Origin of the sequence: Shinella curvata, assembly GCF_022899935.1 — a bacterium.
GTDB classification, from domain to species: Bacteria; Pseudomonadota; Alphaproteobacteria; order Rhizobiales; family Rhizobiaceae; genus Shinella; species Shinella curvata.
In genome coordinates, this window is sequence record NZ_JALJCJ010000004.1 from 62,868 (window position 1) to 76,647 (window position 13,780).

General features: G+C 58.8%; 11 protein-coding genes. All 11 read left to right on the forward strand.

The window, feature by feature from the left end; all coding sequences use genetic code 11:
- Positions 1-88 precede the first annotated feature (88 nt).
- The 11 genes from MUU55_RS15320 to MUU55_RS15370 all read left to right on the forward strand — a co-directional run bounded on the left by MUU55_RS15320 (position 89) and on the right by MUU55_RS15370 (position 13,623).
- Complete coding sequence (locus MUU55_RS15320; RefSeq protein WP_244761627.1) at positions 89-1,111, forward strand: ABC transporter permease; 1,023 nt, start codon at positions 89-91, stop codon at positions 1,109-1,111.
- Positions 1,101-1,967, forward strand: a complete 867-nt coding sequence (locus MUU55_RS15325; RefSeq protein ID WP_244761628.1) for an ABC transporter permease — start codon at positions 1,101-1,103, stop codon at positions 1,965-1,967. Before MUU55_RS15320 ends, MUU55_RS15325 begins: the two co-directional genes overlap by 11 nt.
- Positions 1,964-2,920, forward strand: a complete 957-nt coding sequence (locus tag MUU55_RS15330; RefSeq protein ID WP_244761629.1) for an ABC transporter ATP-binding protein — start codon at positions 1,964-1,966, stop codon at positions 2,918-2,920. The genes MUU55_RS15325 and MUU55_RS15330 overlap by 4 nt, the downstream gene beginning before the upstream one ends.
- Positions 2,917-3,951: an oligopeptide/dipeptide ABC transporter ATP-binding protein gene (locus tag MUU55_RS15335; protein ID WP_244761630.1), complete on the forward strand. Its 1,035-nt coding sequence runs from the start codon at positions 2,917-2,919 to the stop codon at positions 3,949-3,951. The genes MUU55_RS15330 and MUU55_RS15335 overlap by 4 nt, the downstream gene beginning before the upstream one ends.
- Positions 3,948-5,399 (forward strand): amidase, encoded by a 1,452-nt coding sequence (locus tag MUU55_RS15340; RefSeq protein ID WP_244761631.1) that lies wholly within the window; start codon positions 3,948-3,950, stop codon positions 5,397-5,399. The genes MUU55_RS15335 and MUU55_RS15340 overlap by 4 nt, the downstream gene beginning before the upstream one ends.
- A gap of 183 nt (positions 5,400-5,582) precedes the next feature.
- Positions 5,583-6,374: an SDR family NAD(P)-dependent oxidoreductase gene (locus MUU55_RS15345; protein WP_244761632.1), complete on the forward strand. Its 792-nt coding sequence runs from the start codon at positions 5,583-5,585 to the stop codon at positions 6,372-6,374.
- Positions 6,375-6,431: 57 nt separating this feature from the next.
- Positions 6,432-7,958: a CoA-transferase gene (locus MUU55_RS15350; protein ID WP_244761633.1), complete on the forward strand. Its 1,527-nt coding sequence runs from the start codon at positions 6,432-6,434 to the stop codon at positions 7,956-7,958.
- Positions 7,959-7,969: 11 nt separating this feature from the next.
- Positions 7,970-9,682, forward strand: coding sequence for an FAD-binding protein (locus tag MUU55_RS15355; RefSeq protein WP_244761634.1), 1,713 nt, complete (start codon positions 7,970-7,972; stop codon positions 9,680-9,682).
- Between the two features lie 35 nt (positions 9,683-9,717).
- Positions 9,718-10,713 (forward strand): AraD1 family protein, encoded by a 996-nt coding sequence (gene araD1, locus MUU55_RS15360; protein WP_244761635.1) that lies wholly within the window; start codon positions 9,718-9,720, stop codon positions 10,711-10,713.
- 30 nt (positions 10,714-10,743) lie between these two features.
- Positions 10,744-12,177 carry an aldehyde dehydrogenase family protein gene (locus MUU55_RS15365; RefSeq protein WP_244761636.1) on the forward strand — a complete coding sequence of 478 codons (1,434 nt, stop codon included), beginning with the start codon at positions 10,744-10,746 and terminating at the stop codon, positions 12,175-12,177.
- Between the two features lie 135 nt (positions 12,178-12,312).
- Positions 12,313-13,623: an MFS transporter gene (locus tag MUU55_RS15370; RefSeq protein ID WP_342346063.1), complete on the forward strand. Its 1,311-nt coding sequence runs from the start codon at positions 12,313-12,315 to the stop codon at positions 13,621-13,623.
- The last annotated feature ends 157 nt before the right edge of the window (positions 13,624-13,780 follow it).

Sequence of the window (13,780 nt, forward strand, 5' to 3'; positions counted from 1 at the left end):
CAAAAGAGAGCCGAGCGGCGGCTGCCCGTCCCCTTGGCGCGCATAGACCGAACTTCGGTCGCGTGCCCAGCCGTTGAAAGCACACGCAATGAACACGCTAATAACCATCTTGCGGCGCGTGTTGGTGGCGGTCCCCACAATCATTGGGGTTGTCATCGTCACCTTCATTCTCCAGCGCGCACTGCCTGGCGATCCTGCGGTCTTTTATGCAGGTCCTTCCGCCAATCCGGAGGTCGTCGCAAGGGTGCGCGAGCAGCTTGGTCTTGACCAACCTGTTTTCATGCAATTTCTCGACTTCATTCGCCGCCTGACCCATGGTGACCTCGGTCTATCGATATCGAGCGGTCACCCCGTTCTCGATGACCTCCTGTCGCGCGCTCCGGCCTCGATCGAGTTGACGCTGGCTGCTTTGCTGTTCGCGATCGTCGTCGGCCTGCCATTGGGCATGCTTGCCGCCCTCAAGCCAGGGACTTTGGTAGACCACGCATGTCGCGTCATTGTCACAGTCGGCGCTGCATTCCCGACATTCTTCGTCGCGCTCATTCTCATTTTTGTCTTCTATTACCAGTTGGGCATCGCTCCTGAACCTCTGGGCCAGCTCAACGAGATTTACGATACCATTCCGACGACCGTGACGGGCTTCCTGTTAATCGACACCCTTTTGGCAGGGGATACCGCGACGTTCCAGTCAGTTGCCATGAAGCTTGTCCTCCCGATGATTTCTCTCGGTCTGTTCGCTCTGGCTCCGATCGCCCGGATAACGCGCGCAGCGATGCTGGAAACCCTCTCGAGCGACTATTGTCGCACGGCTCGAGCCATGGGCCTGTCCTATTCGAGAATGGTCTTCAGCTACGCCCTTCGAAATGCCATGCTGCCGATTATCAGCATCCTCGGAATGGTCTTTTCCTTCCTTCTTGGCGGTAGCGTGCTCGTGGAGCAGGTCTTCGCGTGGCCGGGGATCGGAGCTTACGCGGTATCCGCCGTCATGGCCTCCGATTACGCCGCGGTCCAAGGCTTCGTCCTTCTGATGGCCGTTCTCTACGTCCTTCTCAATCTGGTGGTCGACTTGGTGATCACCGCAATAGACCCGAGGGTTCGCTATGAGCACTAAGAAAACCGCGTTTTCGGAATTCATGAGCGACGCTCGCTATATTGCGAGCACCAATAAGCTGACTTTCGGCGCAGCCTTGATCCTGCTGGCACTCGTGGTCTTAGCCGTGATCGGCCCCGCGATTGCACCTTATGATCCGATCGCGACCGATGCCGCAAAAACGCTGCTGAAGCCGTCGTGGGCTCATCCTTTCGGAACAGACGCTTTGGGCAGGGATATCCTGAGCCGCGTGATCTACGCCACCCGTCTCGACCTTGGAATTGCAGTTGGCGCGGTCGCGGTCTCGTTCTTCATTGGCCTCGCGCTCGGCTCTATCGCCGGATACGCGGGCGGCTGGACTGACACGATCATTGGCCGCTTGATGGATACAATCATGGCATTCCCGCTGTTCGTCCTGGCCATGGGTATCGTTGCGGCTTTGGGCAACAACGTCTTCAACATTATGGTCGCCACGGCCATCATCAACCTCCCGTTCTACACACGGTTCGCCAGGGCCGAGGTGAACGTCATCAGTAAGCTGACTTATGTCGAGGCCGCGAGGATGGGTGGAAACGGGTCCGTTCGAATTCTCGCTACTCACATCACGCCGAACATCCTGCCCAAGATGGTAGTTCAGGCTTCCCTGAACCTGGGATGGGCGATCTTGAACGCTGCGGGCCTGTCATTTATCGGCCTCGGCGTTCGTCCCCCGACGCCTGAGTGGGGTATCATGGTCTCCGAAGGAGCGCCGTACATCTTCTCGGGCGAGTGGTGGACCTTCGTATTCCCAGGGCTTGCCCTCGTAATCGCTGTCTTCTGCTTCAACTTAGTTGGCGACGGATTGCGCGACCTCATCGATCCGCGAGCACGCACATGACAAAACAGCTTCTCAGCGTACAGGACCTCTCGATCGACTTCCTTACTCGTCGTGGACGAGTGCAGGCTCTCGAAGATGTAAGTTTCACCGTTAGCGAAGGCGAGATTCTCGGCATCGTCGGCGAGAGCGGCTCGGGTAAGTCGGTCCTCTCGTACAGTATCATGGGCCTGTCTGACAAAGCGGCCAATATTCGATCGGGAAGTATCGATTTCAGAGGTGTTCCCCTGAAGCCCGAGAAGATGGCGGATTTGCGCGGTCGGGAAATCTCCATGGTCTTCCAGAGCCCGCGAACGGCCTTAAACCCCATCCGCAAGGTAGGGCATCAGATCGAGGACGTATTGCGCCGGCATACACCCCTTCGAGGAAAGGTTCTGAAGTCGGCGGCTATCGAGGCGTTGGCTCGGGTGAGAATCCCAGACCCCGAGCGCCGATACGAAGCTTACCCGTTCGAAATGTCGGGCGGTATGTGTCAACGAGTAATGATCGCCATGGCTCTTGCATGTAAGCCGGCGCTGTTGATTTGCGACGAGCCGACGACCGGATTGGACGTGACAACTCAGGCCGTTATCATGGACCTGGTCCGCGATCTGGTGGCCGAGACCAAAATGGCCGCTATCCTGATCACACACGATCTTGCTCTAGCCGGCGAGTACTGTGATCGAATTGCGGTCATGCATGCCGGACACATCGTCGAGGTCGCGCAATCTCGCAGTTTCCCCAACGAACTCAAGCATCCGTATACGGAACGGCTGTTTGCGGCTCTGCCGTCGGCGGCTGCCAACCTGAGCGAACTGGCGATCATTCCTGGTAGCCTACCAGACCTAAGAGGCGCGCTCCCTCCTTGTCGTTACATCGCCCGGTGTGAACGCGCCAAAGAGGACTGTTCGCTCGGGCCTTTACCGTGGACGAAAATCGACTCCGACCACCTTGTTCGTTGCAGGTACCCAAAATGAAAAATCTCATCACTGCACGCGGTCTTACAAAACGCTTTTCTGTACAGCGCGGATTGAAAACACATTGGGTACACGCGGTTGACGACCTGAATTTTTCGATTGGGGAGGGCGAATGCGTCGGCCTTGTCGGAGAGTCAGGCTGTGGCAAGACCATCTTGTCGCGCTTGCTTTCCCGCATGATCGACCCGACGTCAGGATCGATTATGTTCGATCAGGTCGACTTGACGAAGATGCCGACGAAGAAGTTCGCAGATTCCCTCCATCGCGCCCAGATTCAGATCGTTTTCCAAGACCCTACGGAATCTCTGAATCCGCACTTCACGGCGTTTCAGGCGGTAGCAGACCCACTACGCCGATTGATGTCCAATCTCAGCGCAGCTGAAGTCGAGGAAAAGGTGAACCAAGCGTTCGATGACGTCGGATTGCCAAGAGCGCTTGGGTCACGCTATCCGCATCAGCTCTCTGGCGGCCAAAAAGCACGTATCGGGATAGCTCGGGCGATTGCGGTCGAGCCGCGCCTGCTTATTCTCGACGAGCCAACATCGGCTTTGGACGTGTCCGTTCAGTCGACAATCCTGCGTCTTTTGGGCGAACTGCGCGCCAAGCGCGGCATGAGTTACCTCTTTGTCACTCACGATTTGGAGGTGGTGCGAATCATCAGTGATCGCATCTTGGTGATGTACCTCGGCAAGATCATCGAAAGCGGACCGGCGAACCAAGTGTTCGAAAATCCCGTTCATCCCTATACTAAGGCTCTCCTGGCGGCGAGCCCAGACCCCGCCCGGCGCGGCATCAAAACGCAGAGATTGGAAGGGTCTGCGAGCAGTCCGATCGACCCCGACCCCAATGTGTGCCGGTTTGCTGGCCGCTGTCCTGTCGAAATGAGCAACTGCCGCTCGGTCATGCCTCCGCTTATCGAGGTCGAAGAGGGACATCACGCAGCTTGTCATCGCGCTGAGCCTCGTGGAGCGCAAGTGACGCATCTTCCATCGCGCAAGCCCGCATTTCCAAACTCGGGAGTACGTCAATGACGCCGAATGAATACACTGAATTGACTGCGCTCGACATCAGAGACCTGGTATCATCTCGGCAGGTCAGCGCCCTGGAAGTCATCGAAGCCGCATTCGCTGTTTTGGAGGAAGCGGAACCTCACATCCACGCGTTTGCTACGCTGGACAAGGAGGGTGCAATACGTGCCGCCAGACAGCTTGATGCCGACCTCGCGCAAGGTCAAAGCGTGGGTCCGCTCGCTGGGGTGCCGGTCGCCATCAAAGACCTCGTCCTCACAAAGGGTTTGCGGACGACATTCGGCTCCCGACTGTACAAAGACTTCATTCCAGAAGATGACGACATCGTCGTCGAACGCCTCAAGGCGGCCGGCGCGATTGTGATTGGAAAAACGAATGCATCGGAGTTTGGTTACTCGGCGCACGGGTGCAACCTCCTCTTCGAACCAACCTGCAACCCGTGGGACCTGACGAAGACGCCTGGAGGATCGAGTGCGGGGTCAGCAGCCGCGGTAGCAGCAAAAGTTTGCCCGTTGTCGATCGGAAGCGATGGCGGCGGCTCAATACGCATACCCTCGGCCCTGACGGGCAATGTCGGTATCAAGGCCTCGATGGGACGAGTTCCGCTTTGGCCCGGATGCCGCGACGAGCGCCTACCCGGCGCGTCCGGTTGGGAATCTCTTGAGCACGTCGGTCCGATCACCAGGAACGTCGCGGACGCTGCCCTCATGCTGTCCGTGATCGCGGGGGCGGATCGTCGAGACCGTCTGTCTAACAATACCAGCGACGTTGATTGGCTTGCGGCCGCCAGCTCCGACATCCCAAGGGGATTGCGCGTAGCCTACTGGCCGGACTGGAACGACCAGCCAACCGATCCTCGCATCAAGGAGAAGGTAACCGAAGCCGTTGGCAAACTGTCGGAAGTATACGGGTTTGACGTTGTCGAAAGCTCGCCTCCGGCTGTGGAGATCGTAAAGGCGTTTCAGACGATCATGGCACTGGAGACGGACATCACGGGGATTCGTCGGCTTGTCGAACAGTCTCAGGAGCCCGTTGGCGAGGCCCTTCACGAATTGCTTGCGCGGAGGCTTCCGTTTGAAGCTGCTACCGACGCGATTACGACACGGAAGGCGTTTGTGAACGCGATGGCGGTCGTCATGGGATCGATCGATCTCATTCTCACGCCAACCGTGGCTCTTCTTCCCATGGCGGCAGACGGCACCGGCAAAAGCCAGATCGCAGGCAAGGATGTGAGCTACGACGACTACGCTCGGTTCACGTTCCCGTTCAATCTGACTGGACAGCCCGCTGCGAGTATTCAGTGCGGTATCGTCGACGGTTTCCCCGTCGGTCTGCAGATCGTCGGTAGGCATCTCGATGACGCCACTGTGCTGCGAGCCGCTGCGGCCTTTGAACGGGTTCTCCCTCCGCAGAGTGCACCTCTGAAATGGCGGAAGGTGACGGCGATGTGATGAGAGAGCGCGAGACCCGCCCGTAGTGAGACAGTAGGCCCTTAACGGCTCATCTCCAACTCGAAGACAAAACGAATTTCGATCAGCTCGCCGCGACCGCTGGCGGGCCCGACGACGCGCAGCTGTACGCCATCGCTTTCTGGCGAAACCGCAGAGGTCAGTCGGCGAACAAGGAGCATGTCAATGAACCTAAATCTGAATGGCCAGGTCGCGTTGGTAACGGGATCGACGAAGGGGATCGGTTTTGCCGTCGCTGCTGGCCTGGCAAGCATGGGAGCGGAGGTTGTCGTGCAGGGACGCTCACAGAGGTCCGTGGATGCGGCAGTTGAAGCCTTGCGCGTAGACCAAGACGTTCACGTCCGAGGAATAGCCGCCGATCTAACGATTGCTTCCGACATATCCCGACTGTGCGAAGAGCTTCCGCGTATAGACGTCCTCGTAAACAATGCTGGCTTCTACAACCAGAAGGATTTTTTCCAGATAACCGACGACGAATGGGATGAGATGTTCCGGCTTAATCTCATGTCCGGTGTCTGTCTCACGCGTCACTACCTCCAGGGCATGCTCGACAAGGGCTGGGGCCGGATCGTGAACGTCTCCAGCGAATCCGGCGTGTTCATCCCCAAAGAGATGATTCACTACGGTGTCTCCAAGGCAGCTCAACTGGCGTTCAGCCGAGGGGTTGCAGAACTCACGGCGGGAACCAACGTCACCGTCAACTCCGTTCTGCCTGGCCCCACCTGGGTCGAGACCACAAGCGATCAGATCAAGCAACGCGCGCTGGAGCAAAACGTCAGCGAGCGCGAATTGATGGCGCGAACCTTCAGCACGCGCCGCCCGACATCGCTCATCCAGCGCTACACCACGCCAGAAGAAGTGGCGAACGTCATTTGTTTTCTCTGCAGCCCCGCGGCCGCCGCCACGAACGGAGCCCCAATACGGGCCGACGGCGGAATAGTGCGCACCTTTGCGTAGGCGCACACCCAACAATCTGACTATGCGAGAGAAACAGAGCCTTTAGAGGAAACTCCAATGAAAAACGTCAACATCATCACTGCCGAGGATGCGGCATCCTGGGTGAAGGACAACGATTGCCTCGCGATTTGTGGCTGCGAGAACGTCCTTGCCCCCGATGCGCTCCTGCGCGCCCTCGGAGAGCGCTACGCTCAATGCGGGTCGCCCAAAGCCATCACAGAAATCCATCCCATTGTCGTAGGCATGGGCGAGGGGCGCGGCCTCGAAAACCTGGCCCACCCCGGTCTGGTCGCCACCGCAATCGGCAGCGGATACAGCTACCTCAAGAGCTCACGATATACCGAGCTTCTCAAGCAAGGGGCGTTCGCGGCGCACGTCGCCCCGATGGGAACCATCTTCCAGATGCTACGAGATTGCGCCGCTGGACGAAAGCGGACCTACACGAAGGTAGGCCTCGGAACCTTCGTCGATCCAGACGTCGAAGGCGGACGCATGAACCGGGCGGCCGGGGAGTCGCTCGCCAGGCATGTGGAGATCGAAGGTGATGTCCATCTCGCCTACGATGTGCGGCCAATCAACGTGGCGTTCCTGCGCGGCACGACTGCGGACGAATGCGGCAACATCAGCCTCGAGGATGAGCCGGTATCGCTCGGCATCAAGGCCATCGCACAAGCAACCAAGGCTTCCGGCGGTAGGGTCGTTGCCCAGGTTCGCCGGATGACGCAGAAAGGGTCGATCCATCCAAGGATGGTCGAAGTTCCTGGCATATTCGTTGACGCCGTCGTCGTGGTGCCCGACCAGGAACTCGCGGGTGGACGCCTCAATCCGGCACTAACGGGTGCGGTTCGTCTGCCGGTTGGCGATGTCGGCATCGTTCCTCCCGGTGTCGAACGTATCGTTGCGAGCAGAGCAAGCTTTGAGGTGTTCGACGGAGCGACCGTCAACCTCGGCGTTGGAATGCCGATCGCCGTGCCCACCATCCTTCACGAGCGACGGTTAGCGCCGAATGCGACCTATTTTCCCGAACATGGTTCGCTGGGCGGCATCCCCGGCGAACGGGCGATCTTCGGGACCAACATAAACCCCGATGCCATCATCGACTCGACGTCGGTCTTCGATTGCTTCCAGGGTGGCGGGCTGGACATCACATTCCTTGGCTGCGGGCAGATCGACGCCAACGGCAACGTCAACGTCAGCAAGTTCAACGGCATCGTTCCCGGGTGCGGCGGATTCATCGACATTGTAAGCAGAACGCCTCGCATTGTGTTCTGTGGAGCGTTCAGCGCCGGCGGCCTCGAGATCGGGACAGAAGACGGTCGCCTTATCATTAAGAACGAAGGCAAATTCAGCAAGTTCGTGCCCGTCGTGGAGCAGGTGACGTTCAACGCTAAGCTTGCGGTCGAACGTGGCCAGCGGGTCACCTACGTCACCGAGCGGGCAGTGTTTGAGGGACGTCCTGACGGGCTCGAACTGGTTGAGGTCGCACCGGGCGTCGATATCGAGCGTGACATTCTCCGCCTGATCCCGTTCTCGGTCAAAATTGCCGAACACCTCAAGACCATGGAAGTCGGCCACTTCAGCTAAGGATGATTGATATGTCGGATTACAAGACGCTTGAGACAGACGTTCTCGTTATTGGCAGCGGCGGCGCTGCTTTGAGAGCGGTTCTCGCGGCCAGCGACGAGGGGGCCGAGGTTACGGTCCTCGTCAAGAACAACTTCCGAAAGAGCGGAGCAACCTTCTACAGCGTTGCCGAAGTGGGCGCTTATAACGTCCCTGATGGTGCGGGCGATCCCGCCGATAATCCAGACGTCTTCCGCGAGGACATTCTCAAGGCGGCACAGGATATGGCGGACCCACGCCTCGTGGATATCCTTGTCAACGAGTCCGAGTCCAGCCTCCGTTATCTGGAGAAGTTCGGAGTTCATTTCGAAAGGAACGAGGATCGATATCTAGCCTTCCGGGCCTGCTTCTCGTCGAAGCCACGATCACACGTGCTAAAGGACCATTTCAAGCCAATTATGCGCGCGTTGGGTGAAGAAGCGACCCGGCGTGGTGTCCGTGCGCTGGACCGGATGATGGTTGTCGGCCTGGTCAGCGACGGTACCACGTGCCACGGAGCCATGGCTATCGATGACGAGGGCGGCCTTGTCTGTGTCCGCGCCAAGTCTGTCATCCTCACGACCGGCGGCGCGAGCCAGCTGTTCTCCAAGAACCTGTACCCGGCCGATATCACCGGGGACGGCTATGCCATGGCTTGGCGGGCAGGGGCCGAGCTTGCGAACATGGAATTCATGCAGGCTGGGGTCTCGATCATCGATCCGTTCATCAACCTGTTTGGCAACTACCTCTGGGACGCCCATCCCAACCTCACGGACCGAAACGGTGTGCCCTTCGTCGAGAGCTACCTTCCGCGCGGCCTGACGGTGGCTGACGTCATGCAGGAGAAGGAACGTCACTTCCCGTTCAGCTCATCCGACATTTCCCGCTATATCGAAATATCGATCCAGCGAGCGATCAACGAGGGCCGTGGAACCGACAAGGGCGGCGTCTACATGGACTTCAGGCGCTGCGATTTCGATCGCCTGCTCGCCGACAAGACGCGCTCGTTCGGCCAGATGTGGCCGTTGACCTACGAGTGGTACAAGGAGCGCGGAACCGACCTCTATAAGGACGCGGTTCAGATCACGTGCTCGGCGCACGCTATCAACGGTGGTCTTCGGATCGACGAGAATGGCGAAACGACACTCAAGGGGCTGTTCGCAGCAGGCGAGACAGCTGCCGGGCCGCACGGAGCGGACCGCCTTGGCGGGAACATGGCTATGACCTGCCAGGTCTTCGGTGCGCGCGCCGGAAAGGCTGCCGCCGAGCGATGCCGCGAAGTAGGCGAGACGCCTGTTGCTGATGGCATAGACGCGATCCGAGCGTACCTCGCGAAATTCAGCCGAACCGGTGGAGAGGACGGAGCAGCCATACGTCTCGAACTGCAGGCCGCGGCTAACCGCAGCTTGTTGATCCTGCGAAACGAGAAGGGGCTAAGCCAATTCCTGTCGGAACTGACAGGGCTGCAGGAAAGGCTAGAGGCTGTATCGGCTCCATCCCGTGAAAGCTTTGTCCAAGCGATCGAAACCGACAACTTGATTGAGACGGGCCGCATGATGACCCGGGCCGCATTGCTGCGGACGGAGAGCCGAGGAAGTCATTTCCGAGAGGATGCACCGAGCTCCAATGAGAACTTTGCGGTGAGCTACATCCTTTCGCGGGGTCATGAAAGCGGTGGCTATTTTGCCTCGCTCGGAACTCTCTGAACAAAACCTCAAGAACAGAAGCAGGAAGCAACCAAATGCTCATATCGCAGATCAAGGGTTCGAACGGGGAGATCGTCGTCGCCGTGCGCGAGCCTGGCGGTACCGCAAAAGCCGTCAACAACGCCGGCAGCGTCTATGCGCTCGCCATGGAAGCCGCAAACGTTGGCAAGTCGCTGGTGTCGGTGATCGAGGCGCATGGCCTGGGTGACACCGTCGATCTCGAACAGGCCTATGCCGAAGGCCGCTTCCTGCCGCCGATGACGCATCCTGACGCCGCGCACCTGCATCTGACGGGCACGGGCCTGACGCATCTCGGCTCGGCCGCGACGCGCGACAGCATGCACAAGAAGACCTTCGCGGCCGCTGAGGAGACCCTCACGGACTCGATGAAGATGTTCAAGATGGGCCTCGAGAGCGGCAAGCCGAAGGCCGGTGAGAAAGGCGTCCAGCCCGAGTGGTTCTACAAGGGCAACGGCTACGGTTCGGCTGCGCCCGGCGCTCCGCTCATTTCCCCATCCTTCGCGCTCGACGGTGGCGAAGAACCTGAGATGGCCGGCATCTACGTCATCGCTGAAGACGGCACCCCGTTCCGGATCGGTTTTGCGCTGTCGAACGAGTTTTCCGACCACGTCACCGAGCGCCAGAATTATCTCTACCTCGCGCATTCCAAACTGCGCCCGGCAAGCTTCGGCCCGGAAATCCGCATCGGTGCTGCGCCTGACGACATCCGCGGCACGTCGCGCATCATGCGCGGTGACAAAGTGATCTTCGAGAAGCCCTTCATGTCGGGCGAGGCGAACATGTCGCACACCTTCGCCAATCTCGAATACCACCACTTCAAGTACGGCCTGTTCCGCGTACCCGGCGACGTTCACGTCCACATGTTCGGTACGGCGACGCTGTCGTTTGCAGAAGGCATCAAGACGCAAGAGGGCGACGTGTTCGAGATCGAAGTCGCCGAGTTCGGCCTGCCGCTGCGCAATCCGCTGAAGATAGACGCCGAAGAAGAGATCGCCGTCAGGCAGCTCTGAGCGCGGTCGAAACCCGGAGAAGCAACTAATATGACAATCCATCAAAATCTCATCGGCGGCGAATGGGTCGGTTCCGATGCGACGACGAACATCAATCCGTCGGATACCAATGAAATCGTCGGCTTGTATGCGAGCGCCTCCGTCCAGGACGCGGCCAATGCTATTGCAGCTGCCAAGGCTGCATTCCCGGCTTGGTCGCGCTCAGGTATCTGGGAACGCCACGTTATCCTCAAGAAGGCCGGCGACGAGATCATGGCGCGCAAGGACGAGCTCGGCGCGCTCCTTGCCCGCGAGGAGGGTAAGACCCTTCCCGAAGCGATTGGTGAAACCATCCGGGCAGCGCAGATTTTCGAATACTTCGCGGGCGAAGCGGTGCGCCTGGCGGGAGAGACCGTCCCCTCGGTGCGCCCCAACATCGGCGTCGAAATCACCCGTGAACCGCTTGGTGTAATCGGTATTATCACACCGTGGAACTTCCCTATTGCCATTCCGGCGTGGAAGATCGCCCCAGCGCTTTGCTACGGCAACACCATCGTGTTCAAGCCTGCAGACTTGGTTCCGGCCTGCTCATGGGTGATCGTCGACATCCTGCACCGCGCTGGTCTTCCGAAGGGTGTTCTGAACCTCGTCATGGGAAAGGGCTCGGTCGTCGGGCAGGCCCTGCTCGACAGCCCCGATGTCGCGGGCCTTACGTTCACCGGCTCCACTGGCACTGGCAAGCGCGTCGCGGCCGCATCGATCGAGCATAACCGCAAGTTCCAGTTGGAAATGGGTGGCAAGAACCCGATGGTCGTTCTTGACGACGCCGACCTCAACGTCGCCGTCGAGGCTGCCGCCAATTCCGGCTTCTTCTCGACTGGCCAGCGCTGTACGGCTTCGTCGCGCCTGATCGTCACCGAAGGCATCCACGATCAGTTCGTGGCGGCGCTGACGGCAAAGCTCGAGACGCTTGTGGTTGATAACGCCATGAAGGCCGGTACGCATATCGGGCCCGTCGTCGATGAGAAGCAGCTCAGGACCGACACCGACTACATCGAGATCGGAAAGAAAGAGGGTGCCAAACTGGCCTTCGGCGGCGAGGTTTTGAAGCGCGACACTCCAGGCTTCTACCTACAGCCGACGCTCTTCACCGAGGCGACAAATCAGATGCGCATCTCGCGAGAGGAAATATTTGGGCCAGTTGTCTCTGTCATCCGTGTCAAGGATTACGAAGAAGCACTTGCGACCGCGAACGACACGCCGTTCGGCTTGTCCTCCGGAATTGCGACGACGAGCCTCAAGCATGCGACGGACTTCAAGCGCAACGCCGAAGCCGGCATGGTGATGGTCAACCTGCCTACGGCAGGCGTCGATTTCCACGTTCCTTTCGGCGGGCGCAAAAGCTCGTCATACGGCCCACGCGAGCAGGGCAGGTACGCTGCCGAGTTCTACACGACCGTTAAGACGGCGTACACGCGCGCTTAGGCTAAGCGCCGAACGGTGCAGCGACATAATCAGCGAATTTGGTCTGCCGCGGGGTCGTACTCGCGGCGGTTGGCGAACGTACGTGCGCGATTGTCGCACGTTATGCGAATGAAGGAGGAGGGTTCTTTGAGCAGTATATATGATGACGCCAAGGCGACGGTCAACGATCGGTACCGCAACGCCGAAACACCGATCTACAGAAAGGTCACCTGGCGGCTTTTGCCATTCCTGACTCTTTGCTACGTGATCGCATATTTGGATCGAGTGAACGTCGGCTTTGCGAAACTGCAGATGCTGAACGACCTTCAGTTCAGCGAGACCGTCTATGGTCTTGGGGCGGGCATTTTCTTCATCTTCTATGCAATCTTCGAAACACCCAGCAACCTGATCCTTCACAAGGTGGGCGCAAGGAAGTGGATCGCCCGTATAATGATCTCGTGGGGCGTCATCTCCGCGTCGTTCATGTTCGTACAGACACCAATCCAGTTCTACATCCTTCGTTCGTTGCTGGGTATCGCGGAAGCCGGGTTCTTTCCTGGGATAATTCTCTATCTCACCTATTGGTACCCCGCCCAACGCCGCACGCGTGTCATCGCGATATTCATGGCGGCGATGCCCCTTGCAGGCATCTTCGGTGGCCCCCTCTCCGGATGGATACTGGACAGCTTCCACAATGTTCACGGGCTAGCCGGATGGCGTTGGATGTTCTTGCTCGAAGCAATGCCTGCTGTCGTGCTCGGCGTGGTAACGCTCTTCTGGCTGGATGACGGCATCCGCAAGGCCAAGTGGCTTACTGACCAAGAGAAGGAGATTTTAGAGCGCAACGTTCAGGCCGAAGATAGAGGCAAGATTGCCCACGCATCCATCAGCCTCCTTTTCAAAGACATCCGTGTCTGGATGATGGGTCTCGTATACTTTTGCCTGGTGATGGGACAGTACGGTATTACGCTTTGGCTCCCGAGCCTGGTGAAAGGTGCCGGTATCACCGGAAACCTCCAGATTGGCCTAGTCACCGCAATACCATACGTCGCGGCCGCTATAGCTATGATCTTCTTCGGGTTCCGCAGTGACGCTACCCGGAAACGCCGGCGCTACCTGATCATACCCCTGTTGCTGGGAGCAATAGGCTTTGTGGCCTCGGTGCAGTTCGAGAACAACACTCTACTGGCAATCGCAGCTCTTACTGTTGCTTCGATCGGGGCAGTATCAGCAGCGCCTCTTTTCTGGCCTCTCCCGACAGCCTTTCTGGCCGGTGCATCTGCGGCTGGAGGCATCGGACTAATCACCTCACTGGGAAATCTGGGTGGGTTCTTCTCTCCCTACATGATCGGCTGGCTCAAGGATTTCACCCAAAGCAGCCATGCGGGCATGTACGCCCTCACAGGCTGGCTTTTGCTCGGCGCATTCGTTGTCTGGCGAACCCCTTCTAACCTTGTTGACAAGTGAGCGGCCCGGACGGAGCAGCATAACGACTTAATTCGCGGACTTGCACTTTTGGTTCACGGGCCGCGCCCGCTGACAGGGCGCGGCAAGCTCGCAACCAGGCACGTAGGTCTGCGAAGAGCAACATTATCAGCAGATCGTCGCGCGGCGGCGAATCAAA